The sequence below is a fragment of the Flavonifractor hominis genome (assembly GCF_040095835.1).
Classification (GTDB): Bacteria; Bacillota; Clostridia; order Oscillospirales; family Oscillospiraceae; genus Flavonifractor; species Flavonifractor hominis.
Genome location: NZ_JBBMFT010000012.1, coordinates 45,288 through 64,463, shown reverse-complemented (window position 1 = coordinate 64,463; position 19,176 = coordinate 45,288). Strand labels below are relative to the sequence as shown.

Sequence of the window (19,176 nt, the reverse complement as noted above, 5' to 3'; positions counted from 1 at the left end):
GTTCTACCTCGGTCTCTTCCTCAATTTCTCAGTTTTCAGTGCCCTCTCGTGAGGCGCTCAGATAGAATACCAGCTTTTTCTCCCTTTGTCAACACCTTTTTTCAGTTTTTTCGGATTTTCTTTTCTCCGCCCCGCTTGACTTTCTTTTTTCGAGGGGTTAGTCTGAAACGTACCAGGAAAGCGAGGCAGATGCATGACCTATCCCGAATTCAAGCAGACCTTCTCTCTTACGCCCGACCCACAGCAGGAGTCGGCCATTCTCCGGGCACAGGGGCCCACCCTGCTGCTGGCAGTACCGGGCAGCGGCAAGACCACCACGCTGGTCACACGGCTGGGCTATCTCATCTATTGTCTTGGGGTACGCCCGGGCAGTATCCTGACCGTTACCTATACCGTAGCGGCTGCGGGGGATATGAAGCGCCGGTTTCTCGCCCTCTTCGGACCGGAATACGGGGAGGCGCTGGCCTTCCGCACCATCAACGGTCTGTGCCAGTCCATCATCCACGTGTACGCCCGCTCCCACGGTGTGGAGCCCTTTGCGCTGGTCACCGGTGAGAGTGAGCTGTCCGCTCTGGTGCGGTGGCTGATGCAGTCCCACGGGGCAGAGTGGCCGGGCGACCAGGAGGTGCGGGAAGTGCGCACCAAGATCACCTATTGTAAAAACATGATGCTCCGGGACGAGGAGGTCCGTGCCATTCGGATGGATGGGGTGGACTTCCCCGCGGTCTATTTCGGCTACCGGGACTATCTGACCCGCAACCGCCAGATGGACTATGACGACCAGATGCTCTTTGCCTGGCGGATCCTGCGGCGCTACCCGGATATTCTTTCCCATTTTCAGAGCCGCTATTCCTATTTTTGTGTGGATGAGGCCCAGGACACCTCTAAAATCCAGCACGCCATTCTCCGCCTGCTGGCCGCCCGGAGCCGCAACCTCTTTATGGTAGGGGACGAGGACCAGAGCATCTACGGTTTCCGCGCCGCCTGGCCCCAGGCGTTGCTGGAGTTCCAACAGGTCTATCCCGAGGGGCAGGTGCTGCTGATGGAGACCAACTACCGTTCCAGCGCAGCCATCGTGGAAAAGGCGGACGCCTTCATCCAGCGCAACGGAAGCCGGCACCCCAAACACATGCGCCCGGCCCGCCCGGCCGGGCCCGAGGTGCGGCGCATCACGCTGGAGGACTACAGCCAGCAATACCAGTACCTGGCCCAGGTGGCTTCGGATTGCAGCCGCCCCACCGCCATCCTCTACCGAAACAACGACAGCGCCATCCCCCTGATCGATCTTTTGGAGCGGCGGGGACTGCCCTACGCCTGCCGGCAGCGGGAGAGTTTCTTCTTCACCAGCCCGGTGGTGCGGGACCTGAGCGACATGCTCCGCTTCGCGCTGGACGGCAGTGACCGGGAGCGCTTTCTCCGCTTTTATTATAAGTTGGATGTGCGCATCAAGCGCGCCGTACTCCAGGATCGGCTGCAGCGGGTCCCCCAGGGGGCTCCGGTGCTGGACGCGCTGATCGACGGGGGCGGTCTGGACGGGTGGCAGGTGGGGCGTCTCAAGGCCCTGCGCACCCACTTCTCCAAGCTGGCCGAGCGCTCCAGCTTCGGGGCGCTGCAGCGCATCGTCAAATATATGGGATACGGGGAATACCTCTCCAGCCAGGGCGGCGATCGCAGCCGGGTGGATCTGCTGCTCTCCCTGGCCCGGCAGGAGCCCGGCCTGGGCCAGCTGCTGGAGCGGCTGGACACCCTGCGGGACGTGGTGGAGCACGGACAAAGTCGGCCGGATTGTCCCTTCCTCCTCTCCACCATCCACGCCAGCAAGGGTCTGGAGTACGACCGGGTCATCCTGATCGATGTGATGGACGGGCTTTTCCCGTCGGTAGACCCCTGCAAAGGCAACGATCTGTCCGCAGAGGACCAGACCCTGCTGGAGGAGGAGCGGCGGCTCTTCTACGTGGGGGTCACCCGGGCCAGACGGCAGCTGGAATTCATCACCTGCGCCGCCCGGTTCGGGGACAGCGCGCCGCCGGCCACCTTTGTGGAACAGTTTCTGGGACAGCCCCGGCGGATAGAGAACGCCCCTGCTCCCGCGCCCGGCCCGGACGCCGCCGCCCTGGAGCAGGAGTACCAGCCCGGCACAGCGGTGGTGCACCGCACCTTCGGCCCCGGCCGGCTGCAGAGCCGCTCGGGCAGCATCGGCGTCATCGCCTTCCAGCAGGCCGGCGTCCGAAAAGTGGATCTGTCTGCCTGCGTCCGCAAGGGTCTGATCCGCCTGGCCTGACAAAACAAAACCGGGCTGCCGCAATGCGGCAGCCCGGTGCGTTTTCTACCATTCAAGATCCGTTTGCAGCTTTGGCCAGCGCTGCGGCTTTGATGATCTCCACCGCGGTATCCAGGCCAATGCTGCTGTTGATACACAGGTCGTACTCCCGGCACTGGCCCCATTTGCCGGTGGCAAAGTAATTATAATAAGAGGCGCGGGCCTTGTCCTGGCGGACCACATAGGCCTCCAGGTTGTTCTCCTGTACGCCGTATTCCTCCCGGGCCCGGCGCACCCGCTCCTCCATGGGAGCATGGATAAACACGCTCAGGCAGCGGGGCTCCTCCCGCAGGATGTAGTTGGCGCAGCGTCCTACGAACACACAGGATTCCTTTTCTGCGGCCTCTCTGATGATCTTTGCCTGGGCAATGAACACCTGATCGGGTACCGAAGGAGTCTGCACAGCAGTATACAGGTCATAGAGCAGGCTGTTGGTGGGGCGTTGATGCTCGGCATTGCGGACAAAATTCTCGGAAAAACCGGTGCGCTTGGCCACAGCAGCGATAAGCTGCTTATCATAAAATGTGATCTCCAGCTCCTCCGCCAGACGCTTGGCGATGATACGCCCGCCGGAACCATACTCGCGCCCAATGGTGATAACAACGTGTTTCATAAGGACACCTCCCCTTCTGTCCTTATTATAATACACCCCGTCAGGTTCGTCAAAGCTGTTTTTCTCTGGCGGACAATATCACCCCCTTTCGTTTTTTCTGCGCATTTGCATGCAAGCAGTCAAATCGGTGCAAACCGCTCCGGCTTTTCCGGCTCTTTTCCGTCGTTTTTGCAATTTTATATTTTCTGCTTGCATTCAAAACCAAATCCGATTATAATAGCTTCAACACAGCAAAGTGCTGTTCCATTGGGATCCAATGGAACCAAATTCCGGCCGGTCCGTCCCATCGGCCCCGCCGCATAAAGGAGTCTGGCAACATGGCATTTACTTTCACTAATTCCTATCTTCAGGGCGTATACGATGAGGTTTGCAGAAAGAACGCCCATGAGCCTGAATTTCTTCAGGCGGTGGGCGAGGTGCTGGAGTCCCTCCAGCCCGTGGTAGAGCAGCGGCCCGACCTGGTGAAGGCCGGCGTCATCGATCGTATGGTGGAGCCCGAGCGCTGCCTGCTCTTCCGGGTGCCCTGGGTGGACGACGCCGGGAAGGTGCAGGTCAACCGCGGCTACCGGGTACAGTTCAACTCCGCCATCGGCCCCTACAAGGGCGGCCTGCGGTTCCACCCCTCTGTCACCCTGTCCGTCATTAAGTTTTTGGGCTTTGAGCAGGTATTCAAGAACTCCCTGACCGGTCTGCCCATGGGCGGCGGCAAGGGCGGTTCCGACTTCGATCCCAAGGGGAAGAGCGACGGCGAGATCATGCGTTTCTGCCAGTCCTTTATGACTGAGCTGCAGCGCCACATCGGCGCGGACACCGATGTGCCCGCCGGCGACATCGGCGTGGGCGGCCGTGAGATCGGCTTCCTGTTCGGCCAGTACAAGCGTCTGCGCAATGAGTTCACCGGCGTGCTCACCGGCAAGGGTCTGAGCTACGGCGGCTCCCTGGCCCGCACGGAGGCCACCGGCTACGGTCTGTGCTACTTTACCGATGAGATGCTCAAGGCCGCCGGCAAGTCCTTCGAGGGTAAGCGCGTGGTGATCTCCGGCTCCGGCAACGTCGCCACGTATGCCAACCAGAAGGCCACCCAGCTGGGCGGCAAGGTCGTGGCCATGAGCGACTCCAACGGCTACATCGTGGATGAGAACGGCATCGACTACAAGGTCATTCAGCAGATCAAGGAAGTCAAGCGTGCACGCATCAAGACTTACCTGGAGTATGTTCCTACCGCCAAGTATGTGGAGGGCTGCCAGGGCATCTGGAGCGTTCCCTGTGACATCGCCCTGCCCTGTGCCACTCAGAACGAGCTGCCCCTGGAGGGCGCCAAGGCGCTGGTGGCCAACGGCTGCTTCGCCGTGGCGGAGGGCGCCAACATGCCCTCTACTCCCGAGGCTGTGGCCTACTTCCAGGAGCACGGCGTGCTGTTTGGGCCCGCCAAGGCCGCCAATGCCGGCGGTGTCGCCACCTCCGGTCTGGAGATGAGCCAGAACTCCATCCGCTTGAGCTGGACCTTCGAGGAAGTGGATGAGAAGCTGCACGGCATCATGCGCAACATCTACCACAGCGCCGCCAAGGCCGCCGAGGAATACGGCATGCCCGGCAACCTGGTGGCCGGCGCCAACATCGCCGGTTTCCTGAAGGTGGCCGACGCCATGGTGTGGCAGGGCGTTTCCTACTAAGCGGATACCAAAACTATACACCAGACCTTTCAGGGAGGGCGCGGCACTGCCGCGTCCTCCCTTTGCGTCGGCCACCGGGGCCCCATCCGGGATGGGGCGGCGCATGCGCGCCGTACAAGCGTTTTGCCGACAGGCAAAACCTTGATGCCGGGCGGATTCATTCCGCCCGAGCAGATCCAAACATCGGGGGCCCCAACATACCCCGTATGTTGGGGATGGGCCGACGCCATGGTGTGGCAGGGTGTTTCCTACTAAGCGGATATCAAAACTATACACCAGACCTTTCAGGGAGGGCGCGGCACTGCCGCGTCCTCCCTTTGCGTCGGCCACCGGGGCCCCATTCGGGATGGGGCGGCGCATGCGCGTCGTACAAGCGTTTTGCCGACAGGCAAAACCTTGATGCCGGGCGGATTCATTCCGCCCGAGCAGATCCAAACATCGTGGGCCCCAACATACCCCGTATGTTGGGGGTGGGCCGACGCCATGGTGTGGCAGGGCGTTTCCTACTAAGCGGATACCAAAACTATACACCGGACCTTTCAGGGAGGGCGCGGCACTGCCGCGCCCTCCCTTGTGTCGGTCGGCAGTTCATGATAAAATGGAGGCACTCCACAGAGACAGCTCATACGAAAGGAGTGGCGACAGCATGTACTTCATACTCTCCGCTCTTTGGCTTTTTATTGCGCTGTACAATGTGTTTATGAAGCGCAGCGGCATTGTCATCGGATATAACGTCCTTGCCGCCGTTCTGTTTGCCCTCCTCGGCATCACCCAGTTTGTTTGCAGCAAAAAGGGACAGAAAGGCCGGCAGATCATGCGGGTCGTCCAGACAGCGGCTGTAATTCTCATCGCAGTGCTGTTGCTGGTCCTGGTCCTGACCGCCTTGCACAACTGAACGCGGAAGTCTTTTTTCGGACACTCTCATCACCGGGGGTGTCCTTTTTCTTGTTTTATGGTATAATACCCTCATTCTGTGAGATTTGAGGACACATTATGATCCGTATTCAAAATATCGCCCTCCCCCTGGACGGGGGCGAGGCGCAGCTGCGTCAGAAGGCCGCCCGCGCTCTTGGCCTGAAACCAGACGCCATTACCGCACTCACCCTGGCCCGGCAATCCATCGACGCCCGAAAGAAAAGCCAGGTCCACTATGTCTGCACCGTGGATGTGACGGTGGAGAACGAGGCCCGGATCATGGCTCGCTGCCGGGACAAAAACGTCAGCCTATACCAGAGCGCACCCTATGTCTTTCCCCCGGTTCGTCGGACCTCTTCCCTGCCGCCGGTGGTGGTTGGCATGGGCCCGGCAGGACTGTTCGCCGCCCTGTTTCTGGCCCGGAACGGCCTGGCCCCCATCGTGCTGGAGCGTGGCCGCCCGGTGGAGGAGCGCACCGCCGATGTGGAACAATTCTGGTCCACCGGCGTGCTGGACCCGGCCTCCAACGTACAATTCGGTGAGGGGGGCGCGGGCACCTTTTCCGACGGCAAGCTGAACACCGGCACCCACGATCCACGGATCTCCACCGTCTTCCGGGAGCTGGTCGCAGCGGGAGCCCCGGAGGACATTCTGTACCAGCACAAGCCCCACATCGGCACTGACGTGCTGCGGGATGTAGTGAAACACATCCGGCTGGAACTGATCCGCCTTGGTTGCGATGTGCGCTTCGGCCACAAGCTGACCGGCCTCACCCTCCGGGACGGGGCGGTGGCAGGCTTGAGCGTGGAGTGCCCCCAGGGAGCCTATGCGCTGCCCTGTGACGCACTGGTGCTCTCCCCCGGCCACTCCGCCCGGGATACCTTCCGGATGCTGCACGAAGCCGGGGTACCCATGGAGCAGAAGTCCTTTGCCATCGGCGTGCGCATCGAGCACCCCCAGGCCGCCGTCTCTCTGGCTCAGTTTGGCCCAGCTTGGGAAAAACTGCCCGCGGCAGACTATAAGCTGGCCTGTCACCTGCCAAACGGCCGCAGCGCCTTCACCTTCTGCGTCTGCCCCGGTGGTCAGGTGGTGGCCGCCGCCTCGGAGGAGGGGCGGCTGGTGACCAACGGCATGAGCCATCGCGCCCGGGACGGGAAAAACATCAACGGCGGATTCCTGGTGGGGGTCAATCCTGCCGACTTTGGCTCGGACCACCCCCTGGCCGGGGTGGAGTACCAGCGCCGGTGGGAGGAAGCCGCCTTTACCCTGGGGGGTGGGAACTATCACGCCCCTGCCCAAACGGTGAAGGATTTCCTGGCCCATCAGGCCTCCAAGGCCCTGGGCACGGTGGAGCCCACCTACCGGCCCGGCGTGGTCCCGGCCGATCTGGACCGCTGCCTGCCCCGCTACATCACCGACACCCTCCGGGGTGCCCTGCCGGTGTTTGACCGCAAGCTCCACGGGTTTGCCGCCCCGGACAGCCTGCTCACCGGTGTGGAGACCCGTTCCTCCTCCCCGGTGCGCATCCTGCGTGGGGAGGACTTCCAGTCTACTGTCCGGGGGCTCTATCCCTGCGGCGAGGGGGCCGGCTATGCCGGGGGCATTACAAGTGCCGCCGTGGACGGCATCCGGGTCGCCGAAGCGGTAGCCGGACAGCCGTAAGGACAAAAATGCCGCCGCATGCTGCGGCGGCATTTTTTCGCCCCTGATGCAATCATCCGCCCATCTCAGGTGTGTTAGGGACAGAAAGGAGAGAGAGCCATGGCCATGCAGCTCCGGGGGGACGCCCCTTTCTCCTATGCAATGGAGCACTATCTGGATACGGTTTACCGGGCGGCCTGTCACAATGCTCCCACGGTGCAGGACGCGGAAGATGTGACCCAGGAGGTCTTTGAGGCCCTGCTGCGCAGCGGCAAGGCTTTTGCCGACGGGGAGCACCTGAAGGCGTGGCTGCTGCGGGTAGCCATCAACAAGTGCAAAAACCTCCGCCGGGCCAAGCGGACGGAGGAGGTACCACTGCCACCTCAGTTTCCCGCCCCACCGGGGGCAGACGGCTCGGTACTGGACGAGGTGCGCGCTCTGCCGGAGCCCTACCGCAACGCTATCTACCTGCACTACTTTGAGGGCTACACCGCCAAAGAGATCGGGGAGATTTTAGGTACCAAGCGAAACACGGTGCTGTCCTGGCTCTCCCGGGGGCGGCAAGCGCTCCGTGCGCGGATGATCGGAGGCTTTGAGGATGCATAAATCAGATTATATAGCTCAACTGGATGCCCTTCACGCTTCCCCGGAGCTGCGCGCGCGGATCGCGGCCATGGCCGGGGAGGCCAAGCGGCCCCGGCGGCGTATAAAACCCTGGATGGGGGCGTGCGCCTGTCTGGCAGTCGTATCCGCACTGGGGGCTGGCGTATTGACTGGAACGCTTCCCCTGCTGCAGATCGGAGGCCGTTCCGGAGGGGGCGGCGGACATGATGAGGCCTCCGCCTTCATGTCCTATGCCGGGCCCATCTTTCCCCTGACTCTGGGGGAAGCAAACGACAACCTTACGGCGGAACGTCACACCACCCTGGACTTTGCCCCCTGGGAACCGGAGTGGGTAGAGTCGGAGTATCTGGAGGAGGGGGGCTACTGGAGCTCCTCCACCGACCTTCTGGTGACCGATTCCTACACCCTGACCAATCACAGCGATGCCGACCAGGACGTGACGGTGTACTACCCCTTCGCCGCCGCTCTGGATGAGCTGTCCCAGTACCTGCCCACCCTGCGGCTGGACGGGGCAGAGCTGGACACCACCCTGGCGGTGGGCGGCACGTGGCCGGTCTACACCGCTCAAAGTTGGGAGGACTATCGCGACCTGCTCTCCGGCGGAAACTACCTGCAAGCGGCTCTGAATCCGCTCCGCGATCCCGCCGGCATCCCGGTGATCATCTATGCCTTTACCGATCCCTATGGGCCGGCGGAAAGCGAGGAGGCCCCCAATCCCTCCATCCGGGTCGATCTGGAGCTGGACTATGACCAGACAGCCGTGCTGTCCTACGGTTTCCAGGGCGGTTCCTTTGACCGGGAGGCAGGGACGATGGTGCAGGACTTCTCCATTCCGGGTCCGGAAGACCCCGAGTACGGAGACAGCCGCTATCTGCTGGTCCTCGGAGCGGATGTGACCGACCTGACCACCGGCGGATACGTCACCGGCGGCTTTGACGCGGACACTCCCACCCTGGAAAACTGCGGAGTTACCGTGACGCGGTATGAGAGCGATCTGGACACCATATTCCGCACCATTCTGACCGACGCCCTGGCCCGGCGCATGGATGAGAACGACGAGCGATATGTGGGCCTGGACTTCGAGACCTGCTACCGGGCCATCCTGGACCGGTTCTACCAGAGCGGTCTGCCGGAAAACCGGTCGGAGTGGAACGGCACCGGCTGCATGGAGGACTTTATCAGCGAGAGCTTCTACATGGACCGGGTAAGCTGGGTATCGGCCCAGGTCACCGTCCCCGCCGGGGGAAGCGTCACGGTGGAGGCCTCCTTTGCCAAGGCGGGCAGCTTCGACTACGCCTGCGCCAACACCAGAAACCATGGGGTGTACGGCTACGATCTGGTGCCAAAGCTGGGCTCCAACCTGGCCTGCACATCGCAGAGTGCCACGCTGGAGGACCGTGGGCTCATCAAGATCGTCCGGCAGAACTTCGGTTTTGACCTGGAAACCGGCGTGAACACCGTCACGCTGGACTCGTCGGAAGACCGGTACTACTTGGAGGTCAGACGCCTCACAGAATAGACAAAAAAGCGCCGCCCCGAGGGGCGGCGCTTTTTCTTTGCTTCAGCGCTGCTGCATGGGTACATAATCCGTATGGGTCCCCACATATTTATAGGCGGGACGGATGATTTTGCCCATGTTGATGAGCTCTTCGATGCGGTGGGCGCTCCAGCCCGCGATACGGGCCATGGCGAAAATGGGAGTATAGAGCTCCAGAGGCAAATCCAGCATGTGGTAGACAAAGCCGGAATAGAAGTCCACGTTGGCAGACACGCCCTTATACATCTTCCGCTCTCCGGCGATGACCTCGGGGCCCAGCCGTTCCACCAGGGAATAGAGTTCGTACTCCTCATTGCGGCCCTTTTCCCGGGACAACTTCTCCACGAAGGAACGCAGCAGGTTGGCCCGGGGATCGGACAGGGAGTAGACCGCGTGGCCCATGCCGTAGATGAGGCCTGCCTTGTCGAAGGCTTTCTTGTCCAGCAGGGCCCGGAGGTAATGGCGCACCTCGTCCTCATCCTTCCAGTCCCGCACCTGCTCCTTCATGTCCTCAAACATGCGCACCACCTTGATGTTGGCACCGCCGTGCCTGGGCCCCTTCAGGGAGGCCAGAGCCGCCGCCATGCAGGAATAGGTGTCGGTACCCGAGGAGGTGACCACGTGGGTGGTAAAGGTGGAGTTGTTGCCGCCGCCGTGCTCGGCGTGGAGGGTCAGGCAGATGTCCAGCACGTGGGCCTCCCAGAAGGAATAGGAGGAGTCCGGCCGCAGCAGGGAGAGGATGTTCTCCGCCGTGGACAGCTCGGCCCGGGGCGCATGGATGTACAGGCTGTTGCCGCTTTTGTAGGTATAGGCCTGATAGCCATACACACTGAGCATGGGGAACAGGGCGATAAGCTGCACACACTGACGCATGACATTGGGCAGGGTGATATCGTCGCAGCGGTCATCGTAGGAGGCCAGGTTGAGCACACTGCGGGCCAGAGAATTCATGATGTCCTGGCTGGGGGCTTTCAGCACCACATCCCGCACAAAGTTGTTGGGCAGGGAGCGGTAATAGGACAGCTGCCGGGTAAAGCTGTCCAGTTCCTCCCGGTCAGGCAGATGCCCCAGCAGCAGCAGATAGGCGGTCTCCTCAAACCCGAAGCGTCCCTCTTTCAGGGCCCCTTCCACCAGCTGCTCCACATCGATCCCGCGGTAGTAAAGCTTGCCGTCGCAGGGTACCTCCACCCCGTCTACCACCTTCTTGGCCACAATATCCGAAATTTCGGTCAATCCGGCCAGAACACCCTTACCGTTCAGATCCCGGAGACCGCGTTTTACATCATATCTCACATAATCGTCCGGATCGATCCCGTTGTTCCGCAGCGCCTGCTGCGCCAGGTCTTCGATCTCCGGTGTGATGTCACAATAATTGGGATTGCTCGCCATGGAAACCCTCCTTCTTCTCTTGCGCGTATGCCTTGCTAAGTTGATTTCATCTAGTTTAACATGAAATTGTTACCAAAATATGAAGCTTGTCAGAAGGTCTTCAGGCAAAAAAGGAGCGGCGGACCAACGTCCGCCGCCCGTTCAAAACAGATCGCGCTTTTTCAGAATGATGGCCGTCACCAGGATCACCAGTCCGGACAGTGCCAGCGGGAACCACCAGAACTGATCCAGCGGCAGCCCATGCACGTTCATACCATAGAAGCTGAAGAAAATATTGGGGATGGTAAGCAGGATGGTGATGGACGTGAGCACCTTCATGATCACGTTCAGGTTGTTGGAGATGACGCTGGCAAAGGCGTCCATCATGCCAGAGATAATGGAGGAGTAAATGTTGGCCATCTCGATGGCCTGGCGCACCTCGATGAGCACGTCCTCCAGCAGGTCGTGGTCCTCCTCATAAAGGGTAATGATGCGGCCCCGGAGGATCTTCTCCAGGGTAACCTCATTGGCCTTCAGGGAGGTGTTGAAGTAAACCAGCGACTTTTCCAGATCCAGCAGCTGGATGAGCTCCTTGTTCCGCTGGGACTTGTAGAGCTGGCGCTCCATATAGTTGTAGATCTTATCGATCTGCTTCAGGTATTGCAGAAAGCGCTTGGCCACCTGCAGGAGCATATAGAGAATAAAGCTGGTGCGCTTCTGAGTCTCGGCATAGCGGACCAGGCCGTCTTGAAAATCCTTGAGGATAGAAGTTTCCTTCAGACAGACGGTGATGATGTGCTTTTCTGTCACGATGATGCCCAGGGGCAGGGTGGAGTAGACCACCGCGTCGTCCTTCTCCACCGCGGGCACATCGATGATAATGAGCGTCTGGCCATCCTCGGTGTCGATGCGGGAGGTCTCCTCCTCATCCAGCGCGGCCCGCAGGAAAGAGGGCTCCACCCCCAAGGTCACCGCCACTGTATTGAGTTCATCCTCGCTGGGGTAAGTCAGATTGACCCAGCAGCCGTCCTGGACGGAGTCCAGCCGGGTCATTTTTCCATTGATCGTCTTATGGATGGAGAGCAAATGAATCACGCCTTTCCCGGCGGGGAAAATAGGCATAAAAATCCCCGCGCGCCATATTGTCTTTGCCGTCTGCCGGGGAATGTCCCGACACAGACCAAGCGGCGACAAAGGCATGCGGGTCCGACCGTCTGCTCCGATCAGTCACCAAGCCCATGCGCCGCGCTGGAGAAACTACTGCATTTTCGACTCAGAGGGTCACCGCTCACGGCGCATATCACTCCTTTATGATTTACAGATACATTGTTATTATAAGCCCCGCACGGCCAAATTGCAAGAACGGATTGTGCACGAAAAACGCCCCGCAGAGAAGGATTCTCTGCGGGGCGCGTATGTTCATCGGCCGCGGTTGTTGAAGATCTTGAAGATATCGTCCAGATCCAGAGGATCGGGCTCCTCCGGTGCGGCGGGCTTTGTCTCCGCGGAAAGGTGCGACTTACCGTCGTTTTTCCGCTCGCCGGCAGCGGTGAAGGGCTTGCTGGGCATGTTGTCCTCCCGCTCTTCAAAGCCGGTGGAAATGACCGTAACGCGGATCTCGTCCTCCAGCGTATCGTCGAAGGCAGCGCCGAAGATGATGAGCGCGTCGGGATGGGCGGCCTGCTGCACCAAGTTGGCAGCGGTCTCCACCTCTTCCAGTCCGATATCCATGGAACCGGTGACGTTGACCAGCACGCCCTTGGCACCGTTGATGGAGGTCTCCAGCAGGGGGCTGGAAATGGCCATCTTGGCCGCCTCCTCGGCCTTGTTCTTGCCGCCGGCCCGGCCCACGCCCATGTGGGCCATGCCCGCGTTCTTCATGACGGCGGTGACGTCGGCAAAGTCCAGGTTGATGAAGCCAGTGTTCTTGATGAGGTCGGAGATGGACTGCACCGCCTGGCGCAGCACATCGTCGGCGATCTCAAAGGCGTTGGCAAAGGTGATCTTCTGATCGGTGGCAAACTTCAGCCGCTCATTGGGGATGATCACCAGGCTGTCCACCCGGGTACGCAGCTCCTCAATGCCTTTCTCGGCCTGGAGCATACGCCGGCGGCCCTCAAAGTTAAAGGGCTTGGTCACCACGCCCACGGTAAGGATGCCCATCTCCTTGGCGATATCAGCCACGATGGGGGCCGCGCCGGTGCCGGTACCGCCGCCCATGCCGGCGGTGATAAACACCATGTCCGCGTCCTCCAGGGCCTTGGACACGGCGCTGCGGCTCTCCTCGGCGGACTTGCGTCCCACCTCCGGGTCGCTGCCCGCACCCTGTCCGCCGGTGAGCTTCTCACCGATCTGGATCTTGAATGTTGCGCTGGAAACGGCAAGCGCCTGCTTGTCCGTATTGACTGCGATGAAATCCACACCCTTGGTCCCGGATTTTACCATCCGGTTAACCACATTGTTGCCGCCCCCTCCGACGCCGATGACCTTAATGGTAACGACATTATCGGGACCGGTGTCCAGTCCAAACGCCATAACTGCTCCTCCTATGTGAAACGAATTTCGTGAGATACGCACGGATCCTGTCAAAAAGGGAGTTATTTTGTGCTCTCTTTCTCCTGAAAGACAATATCTTGATTTATTTTAGCTCTCTTTTGCTTAGAGGTCAATAGTTCCCGCCGGATTTCCGCAAAGTTTTGGAACATTCTCGTTCCAAAGACCACCACGGCAGCCAGGTAGAGGGGAATCCCCAGCTTTTGGCCCAGCCAGGCCAGAAACACCGCGATGGCGGCGTTCCCCACTGTACCGGAAAGGAACACATCCAGTTTGAACTCCCCCTTGAGCCGGGCGCGCAGTCCGCCCAGGGCGGAGTCCAGCGCCGCCAGCAGTCCGGTGGCTACATAGAGGGTCCACTGGCTGGGGATGGTCCAGGGGAAGAAGATCCCGATGACCAGTCCCACGATCAGACCGACGATCTCCAACATCAGCCCACCTCCTCTTCGCCCTCATCGGTGGATGCGGGCTTGGCGTAGCGGTATTCCACCGTGCCGTTATACTTGGGGATGAGCAGCTGATCGCTGGTGCTCACCTTGACGGTGATGCCCCACTGGCTGAGCACATCCACCACGCCGTTGCGCATGGTGAGCGCGCTGTAGAGCGTGTCCGGGTCCCCGATGGCAAAGATCACATAGGGCGCGGCATACCGTCTGCCGTTCACCGTCACCACCGCTCCGGTACAGCGCACCTCACTGGTGGCCAGGATGCGCTCCCCGTTGAGGGAGATGGCCTCCGCCCCGGCGGAGCGCAGCTCGTTGATGACGGAAAGAATGTCATTGTCATGGATCAGGTAATCGGCTTCATCTCCGGTGACATTGACGGAGCTGGAGTCCTCCAGGATGATGCTCACCCCCGGTCCTTCCACATCGGTAAGCCCGGCGGTGATCTCCAGCTGCTCCAGCTCGGTCTTCAGAGCCTCGCTGCCCGTCTCGCCGGAGGCTGCCTGCTCCCGGTAGAGGGCCAACTCACTCTCCAGCTGTTTGACCTGGCTCTCCAGCCCTTCTTTCTGGTCGTTGAGCTCATTGTAGAGATTCTGAAGGGTCTCCAGGCGGGTGGCATTGGTGGCGTCTGCCGCACCGGACAGCTTAACACTGCGCAGCTGGGCCGCCAGCAGGAAGCCCACCACGGCGCACACCACCACCACAGCCAGTTCTCCCTTATTGCGTTTGATTCGCTTCATTCGTTTCGCCTTCTTCTTTCCCTTCCGCGTCCGGCGCGGGACTGCTCTGCGTGGCCGGAACCGAGTCCGCCGACGTGGTGGGCAGCCATCGCTCGGGCAGCAGATGTCCTTCCCGGGTCTCGTAGTTCAGATCCAGCGTGCCGGTGCGGGTAATGCCCCGCTCATCCATGGTCTCCAGCGCCCGCTTGAGATCGTAGGTCTTTTCTGTAAAATCTCCGTTGAGCGGCATCACCACAGTGAGGTTCTCCCCGTATCCGAACCGGATCTCATTGTCTGAGGTCAGATCGATGAAGCTGGTAATGCTCCCGGTCATCTGCCGCTCCCGGATGGCCGCCAGAAACGCCCGCAGCCGGTCCAGTTTTTCCTGCTGCTCCGGCGCCACGGTGAGCACACTGCCCACCGTCGGATTTACCGCTTCCAAACCGTAGAGCAGGGCCCGTCCCTCCGCCAGAGAGGCGTCCCCGCTCTCCAGGATCTTGCACTTGGTATCCAGCAGCCAGTAGCTGCCGCCGCTTTTCAGGCAGGCCACCGGAATGCTCTGGCTCACCCGGAACACCAGTGTGTCGGGCAGTTTGCAATTGATGGAGACCTCGTCAATATAGGGCAGCTGGGTATAGATCCGGCTGCTGATCCGGCCTTTATCCAGCCCGAACAGGTTGTCCCCCTGCTCCACGCCGGAAGCTGCAATGATCTCTTCCTTGGTATAGGGGCACTGCCCGTCCACCAGCACGGTGTTCACCCGGAAAAACACCACGCAGCCGGCCAAAATGGCGGCGACGATGACCAGTGCAGACAGCACTTTATAGAGCGCGCCGAAGCGCCCCCGATTTCGCCGCCGTCCACGTCTGTTCCTTCTCGCCGCCATTCTTACCGGTCTCCTGTCTGTTATCGTTGTATCTCCGCCTCAGCTGCGGACGATCTGCGCTCCAAGGGCCCGCAGGTCCCGTTCCAGCGACTGATAGCCCCGGTCGATGTGGTGCAGCCCCTCGATCCGGCTGATCCCGTCGGCCGCCAGGGCAGCCACCACCAGGGCAGCCCCGCCCCGCAAGTCGGCGGCCCGGACCCGGGCGCCGTGGAGCCGGGGCACGCCGTATACCACCGCCACACGGCCCTCCACCCGGATATCCGCCCCCATGCGGGCCAGCTCATCCACGTGGCGGTACCGGCTCTCAAACATATTCTCCACAAATACGGTACATCCCTCGCCCCGGACCAGCGCCGCCATCAAAGGCGCCTGGGCATCCGTGGGAAAGCCCGGATAGGGCGCGGTACGGATGGGCCGGACCCCCCGGAGCATACCGCCGCTGCGCAGGCTGACACGCGTTCCGTCACTCTGCACTGTACAGCCGGCCTCATTCAGGACCGCTGTCACCGTGGAGAGATGGCGGTAATCCACTCCGGACACCTCGACTTCTCCTCCGGCCGCCGCAGCGGCCGCCAGATAGGTGGCGGCCACGATCCGGTCGCCCATGACGGTATATTCCCCGCCGTGGAGCGCATGCCCGCCCTCCACCGTGATCACCGAGCTGCCCGCTCCCCGGACCCTGGCGCCCAGCGTGCAGAGAAATTGCTGCAGATCCACGATCTCCGGCTCCCGGGCCGCGTTGGTGATCGTCGTGGTCCCCTGTGCGCACACCGCCGCCAGCATGGCATTCTCGGTGGCCCCCACGCTGGGCAGGGACAGCACAATATCCGCCCCCCGCAGCGCCCCGGCACAGCGGAGCCCTCCTTCGCTCTCGGTAATGGTCCCACCCAGGGCCCGAATGGCCGCAAGGTGCAGATCGATGGGCCGGGGGCCCAGCTCACAGCCTCCCGGCGCGCACAGCTTCGCCTGTCCCATCCGGCCCAGGATGGCCCCCAGGAAGATCACCGAGGAGCGCATCTCCCGCATCAGAGCGTCGGGTACATCCCAGCCCGTGGGGGCGGAGGCATCCACCACCACACACTCTCCATCCTGCCGCCATGCCCGGCAGCCCAGGTGGCGCAGGATATCCAGGGAGGCCGTCACATCGGACAGTTCCGGGCAGTTATGGATGACACACTCCCCCGGTGCCAGAAGACAGGCCGCCAAAATGGGCAGCACACTGTTCTTGGCCCCGTGCACCCGCACGGCGCCCTCCAGAGGGCGGCCACCCTCCACGATATAAGTACTCATATGGTCCATCCTCCGCATGCATCTATGTTGGGTACGCTATCCTATGCGCAGGATGGACGGCGGGTTCATTTCTTCCCTTTCTCCATCAGGCCCGTCAGAGTGTGATAGATCTGCTCGGCCGCGTCGGGCACTGCCATTTCCCGCAGGGCGCGGCTCATGTTCTCCCGCCGGGGGGCGTCGTCCAGCAGTGTGCGGATGAGCTCATAGAGCTTCTCCCCGCTGGACTCACTCTCAGGCAGCAGTACCGCGCCGCCGGCATTGGCCAGCACCCGGGCGTTCTTGGTCTGGTGGTCCGCCACCACATTGGGTGAGGGCACCAGCACCGCCGGCCGGGCAATGGCGGCAATCTCGGCGATGGTGGACGCTCCCGCCCGGCACAGCACCAGATCGGCAGCCGCCATCACCAGGGGCATGTCATAGATGTACTCCCGCACATCCAGTTCCGGGCACGGCTCCACACCCGCCTGCCGCAGCTGCTCCTGTACGGCGGCATAGTCCCGGCCGGCGCCGTGGACGTGGTGGTAGGGCGCGCCCGCCCGGTACTCCAGAGCGATGCACTCGGCCATCTGCCGGTTCATCACCTCCGCCCCCAGGCTGCCCCAGACCGAGAGCACCAGGGGCTTATCGTCGTGCAGGCCCAGCCGCTCCCGGGCCTCCCGGCGGGTATAGCGGAAAAAGTCCTCCCGCACCGGAGTGCCGGTGACCACCACCTTGGACGGGTCGTCATAGTGGCTGCGGCTCTCCTCAAAGCCCACCATCACCTGGTCCACCACCTTGGCCAGAGCCTTGGTGGTCAAACCGGGGACGGCGTTGGACTCGTGGACGGCGGTGGGGATGCCCCGGGCCGCGGCGGCATTCACCACCGGGTAGGAGGCATAACCCCCGGTACCTACCACCAGATCGGGCTTGAACCGGTCCAGGATGGCGTTGGCCTGCTTTTTGGACTTGTTCATGTTCAGCAGGGTGCGGATATTGTGCCCAATGGCGGCGGGAGAGAGGGAACGGCGGAAATTGGTGATGGTCACCGTCTCGATCTCATAGCCCTCCTTGGGGACCAGACGGGTTTCCATCCCGCCGTCAGCCCCCACAAAGAGTACCTTGCAGCCCGGATTGCGGGCCTGAAACATCTGGGCCAGGGCCACGGCCGGGTTGACATGCCCCGCCGTACCGCCGCAGGTAAAGAGGATATTCATGTCTGTTCGTTCCTCCTTGTAATTGGAAATCCGTCGTTTCGGGAATTCACTTTCCGGAACGACACCCTGACCCGCGCCACAGGGCGCGAAACCGGGGGTATCGGGTCAAGTCGCCGGCTTCGCCGGCACGCAGACCCGTATCCAGGGGGCATGGGATGCCCCCTGGACATTCCTATTCCTGTTTGGGTGCCGGGATCTGGCGGGAGACCGACAGGATCATGCCCATCTCGGCCAGCTGAATGATAAGTGCCGTGCCGCCGTAGCTGAAAAACGGCAGAGAGATACCGGTGACGGGGATCAGGTTGGTCACCACGGCGATGTTCAGAAAGACCTGTACCGCCGTCAGGGTGGTGATGCCCACCACCAGCAGCGCGCCGAAGCGGTCCCGGGCGTGGATGGCGATCCAGAACCCCCGGATGATGAGCAGCGCGAACAAAATCAGCACCACCGCCGCGCCGATGTAGCCCAGCTCCTCACAGACGATGGCGAAAATGTAGTCGTTTTCCGGCTCGGGGATGTAGAGGAATTTCTGGCGGCTCTTGCCCAGGCCCAGGCCCAAAAGGCCGCCCGAGCCGATGGCGTACAGAGACTGAATGGTCTGGTATCCTTTGCCCAGGCCGTTCATCCCGTCGTCCCACGGGTTGCGCCAGAGGCTGATGCGGCTGGCCATGTAGGGGGTCTGGGTCATGATAAACCACAGTCCAGCCGCCATCAGCGAGCCGCCGCCGATGAACCAGTAGAGCTTGATGCCTGCGGCGAACAGCACCGCCGCGCCGCCGGCCATGATGAGGATGGTGCCCGACATGTGGGGCTCCATCAGCATCAGTCCGGCTACCGCCAGCAGGATGGCCCCATAGGGCACCAGTTCCAGAAAGCCGATGCGTTCCAGAACGCCGGCCACTCCGCTGAGGGGGTGGCGGGGCGACAACCGCCGGGTCTTTTCCGTGTTGCGCTTGGACAACCGGGCGGCAAAGTACATGATGACGCCGATCTTGGCGATTTCCGACGGCTGGAACTGAGGGATGCCGGGCAGCTTGATCCAGCGGGTGGCGTTGTTGCGGGTAACGCCGATGCCGGGTATCAGCACCATGAGCAGCAAGAGAAACGAGATGCCCAGCACAAAGACCGACATCCAGCGGAAGGTCTGGTAATTGATCTTGGAGACAAAATACATGATGGCCAGACCAGCCAGAGCAAAGGCTCCCTGCCGGATGAAGTAATAGGTGGGATCGTTCTGGGCCACGCTGGAATCGTAGTAGGCCGTGGCGAAGGACGCAGAAAACACCATGATGACACCGATGCCGGTCAGCAGCAGCACCAGCATGAGAAAGGGCAGATCCATAGGGCCCCGGGCCAGCTGCTCCTCCATGGTCAGGTCACGTTTACGCTTTGCCAGAGTCC

Annotated in this window: 16 protein-coding genes; 6 read left to right on the top strand and 10 right to left on the bottom strand. The window is 61.6% G+C overall.

The genetic code is table 11. The features are described 5' to 3' along the window. Nucleotides 1-193 precede the first annotated feature (193 nt). The gene (locus WMO45_RS12745) at nucleotides 194-2,281 is read left to right on the top strand and encodes an ATP-dependent helicase (RefSeq protein WP_349141232.1); all 2,088 of its coding nucleotides are present in this window, start codon (nucleotides 194-196) and stop codon (nucleotides 2,279-2,281) included. 52 nt (nucleotides 2,282-2,333) lie between these two features. Here the strand turns inward: WMO45_RS12745 and WMO45_RS12740 are convergent, their stop codons facing one another. Further along, nucleotides 2,334-2,933, bottom strand: a complete 600-nt coding sequence (locus WMO45_RS12740; RefSeq protein ID WP_349141230.1) for a cytidylate kinase-like family protein — start codon at nucleotides 2,931-2,933, stop codon at nucleotides 2,334-2,336. 317 nt (nucleotides 2,934-3,250) lie between these two features. Here WMO45_RS12740 and gdhA point away from each other — a divergent pair, with 317 nt between their 5' ends. The 5 genes from gdhA (at nucleotide 3,251) to WMO45_RS12715 (ending at nucleotide 9,305) form a co-directional block, all read left to right on the top strand. Continuing rightward, nucleotides 3,251-4,606, top strand: a complete 1,356-nt coding sequence (gene gdhA, locus WMO45_RS12735; protein WP_349141229.1) for an NADP-specific glutamate dehydrogenase — start codon at nucleotides 3,251-3,253, stop codon at nucleotides 4,604-4,606. 646 nt (nucleotides 4,607-5,252) lie between these two features. Further along, entirely contained in the window at nucleotides 5,253-5,501 is a 249-nt protein-coding gene (locus WMO45_RS12730) for a hypothetical protein (RefSeq protein ID WP_349141228.1), read from the top strand. Between the two features lie 98 nt (nucleotides 5,502-5,599). Beyond that, nucleotides 5,600-7,183, top strand: coding sequence for an NAD(P)/FAD-dependent oxidoreductase (locus WMO45_RS12725; RefSeq protein ID WP_349141227.1), 1,584 nt, complete (start codon nucleotides 5,600-5,602; stop codon nucleotides 7,181-7,183). A gap of 99 nt (nucleotides 7,184-7,282) precedes the next feature. Beyond that, nucleotides 7,283-7,768, top strand: a complete 486-nt coding sequence (locus WMO45_RS12720; protein WP_349141225.1) for an RNA polymerase sigma factor — start codon at nucleotides 7,283-7,285, stop codon at nucleotides 7,766-7,768. Further along, entirely contained in the window at nucleotides 7,761-9,305 is a 1,545-nt protein-coding gene (locus WMO45_RS12715; protein WP_349141223.1) for a hypothetical protein, read from the top strand. The genes WMO45_RS12720 and WMO45_RS12715 overlap by 8 nt, the downstream gene beginning before the upstream one ends. A 42-nt stretch (nucleotides 9,306-9,347) precedes the next feature. On the opposite strand, the gene WMO45_RS12710 is transcribed toward WMO45_RS12715, so the two are convergent. From WMO45_RS12710 to ftsW, 9 genes are all read right to left on the bottom strand, one after another. Continuing rightward, a complete protein-coding gene (locus WMO45_RS12710; protein WP_349141222.1) occupies nucleotides 9,348-10,712 on the bottom strand; it encodes a citrate/2-methylcitrate synthase in 1,365 nt (454 codons plus the stop codon). Nucleotides 10,713-10,853: 141 nt separating this feature from the next. Continuing rightward, nucleotides 10,854-11,777 (bottom strand): magnesium transporter CorA family protein, encoded by a 924-nt coding sequence (locus WMO45_RS12705; RefSeq protein ID WP_349141233.1) that lies wholly within the window; start codon nucleotides 11,775-11,777, stop codon nucleotides 10,854-10,856. A 333-nt stretch (nucleotides 11,778-12,110) separates the two neighbouring features. Beyond that, the gene (gene ftsZ / locus WMO45_RS12700) at nucleotides 12,111-13,226 is read right to left on the bottom strand and encodes a cell division protein FtsZ (protein ID WP_349141221.1); all 1,116 of its coding nucleotides are present in this window, start codon (nucleotides 13,224-13,226) and stop codon (nucleotides 12,111-12,113) included. Nucleotides 13,227-13,288: 62 nt separating this feature from the next. Further along, nucleotides 13,289-13,675 carry a small basic family protein gene (locus tag WMO45_RS12695; RefSeq protein WP_349141220.1) on the bottom strand — a complete coding sequence of 129 codons (387 nt, stop codon included), beginning with the start codon at nucleotides 13,673-13,675 and terminating at the stop codon, nucleotides 13,289-13,291. Beyond that, complete coding sequence (locus WMO45_RS12690; RefSeq protein ID WP_349141218.1) at nucleotides 13,675-14,427, bottom strand: DUF881 domain-containing protein; 753 nt, start codon at nucleotides 14,425-14,427, stop codon at nucleotides 13,675-13,677. Before WMO45_RS12690 ends, WMO45_RS12695 begins: the two co-directional genes overlap by 1 nt. Next, nucleotides 14,405-15,292 carry a cell division protein FtsQ/DivIB gene (locus tag WMO45_RS12685; RefSeq protein ID WP_349141216.1) on the bottom strand — a complete coding sequence of 296 codons (888 nt, stop codon included), beginning with the start codon at nucleotides 15,290-15,292 and terminating at the stop codon, nucleotides 14,405-14,407. The genes WMO45_RS12690 and WMO45_RS12685 overlap by 23 nt, the downstream gene beginning before the upstream one ends. A 39-nt stretch (nucleotides 15,293-15,331) precedes the next feature. Next, on the bottom strand, nucleotides 15,332-16,582 hold the full coding sequence (murA, locus tag WMO45_RS12680; RefSeq protein ID WP_349141214.1) for a UDP-N-acetylglucosamine 1-carboxyvinyltransferase: 1,251 nt from the start codon (nucleotides 16,580-16,582) through the stop codon (nucleotides 15,332-15,334). Nucleotides 16,583-16,647: 65 nt separating this feature from the next. Beyond that, nucleotides 16,648-17,775: an undecaprenyldiphospho-muramoylpentapeptide beta-N-acetylglucosaminyltransferase gene (murG, locus tag WMO45_RS12675; RefSeq protein ID WP_349141212.1), complete on the bottom strand. Its 1,128-nt coding sequence runs from the start codon at nucleotides 17,773-17,775 to the stop codon at nucleotides 16,648-16,650. A 172-nt stretch (nucleotides 17,776-17,947) separates the two neighbouring features. After that, entirely contained in the window at nucleotides 17,948-19,144 is a 1,197-nt protein-coding gene (gene ftsW / locus WMO45_RS12670) for a putative lipid II flippase FtsW (RefSeq protein ID WP_349141210.1), read from the bottom strand. Between the last annotated feature and the right edge of the window lie 32 nt (nucleotides 19,145-19,176).

What these genes read in the sequence shown, in the direction of transcription:
- WMO45_RS12745 (WP_349141232.1), top strand. Translation starts at nt 194, where the DNA reads ATGACCTATCCCGAATTCAAGCAGACCTTCTCTCTTACGCCCGACCCA.
- WMO45_RS12740 (WP_349141230.1), bottom strand. Translation starts at nt 2,933, where the DNA reads ATGAAACACGTTGTTATCACCATTGGGCGCGAGTATGGTTCCGGCGGG.
- gdhA (WP_349141229.1), top strand. Translation starts at nt 3,251, where the DNA reads ATGGCATTTACTTTCACTAATTCCTATCTTCAGGGCGTATACGATGAG.
- WMO45_RS12730 (WP_349141228.1), top strand. Translation starts at nt 5,253, where the DNA reads ATGTACTTCATACTCTCCGCTCTTTGGCTTTTTATTGCGCTGTACAAT.
- WMO45_RS12725 (WP_349141227.1), top strand. Translation starts at nt 5,600, where the DNA reads ATGATCCGTATTCAAAATATCGCCCTCCCCCTGGACGGGGGCGAGGCG.
- WMO45_RS12720 (WP_349141225.1), top strand. Translation starts at nt 7,283, where the DNA reads ATGGCCATGCAGCTCCGGGGGGACGCCCCTTTCTCCTATGCAATGGAG.
- WMO45_RS12715 (WP_349141223.1), top strand. Translation starts at nt 7,761, where the DNA reads ATGCATAAATCAGATTATATAGCTCAACTGGATGCCCTTCACGCTTCC.
- WMO45_RS12710 (WP_349141222.1), bottom strand. Translation starts at nt 10,712, where the DNA reads ATGGCGAGCAATCCCAATTATTGTGACATCACACCGGAGATCGAAGAC.
- ftsZ (WP_349141221.1), bottom strand. Translation starts at nt 13,226, where the DNA reads ATGGCGTTTGGACTGGACACCGGTCCCGATAATGTCGTTACCATTAAG.
- WMO45_RS12695 (WP_349141220.1), bottom strand. Translation starts at nt 13,675, where the DNA reads ATGTTGGAGATCGTCGGTCTGATCGTGGGACTGGTCATCGGGATCTTC.
- WMO45_RS12690 (WP_349141218.1), bottom strand. Translation starts at nt 14,427, where the DNA reads ATGAAGCGAATCAAACGCAATAAGGGAGAACTGGCTGTGGTGGTGGTG.
- WMO45_RS12685 (WP_349141216.1), bottom strand. Translation starts at nt 15,292, where the DNA reads ATGGCGGCGAGAAGGAACAGACGTGGACGGCGGCGAAATCGGGGGCGC.
- murA (WP_349141214.1), bottom strand. Translation starts at nt 16,582, where the DNA reads ATGAGTACTTATATCGTGGAGGGTGGCCGCCCTCTGGAGGGCGCCGTG.
- murG (WP_349141212.1), bottom strand. Translation starts at nt 17,775, where the DNA reads ATGAATATCCTCTTTACCTGCGGCGGTACGGCGGGGCATGTCAACCCG.
- ftsW (WP_349141210.1), bottom strand. Translation starts at nt 19,144, where the DNA reads ATGGAGGAGCAGCTGGCCCGGGGCCCTATGGATCTGCCCTTTCTCATG.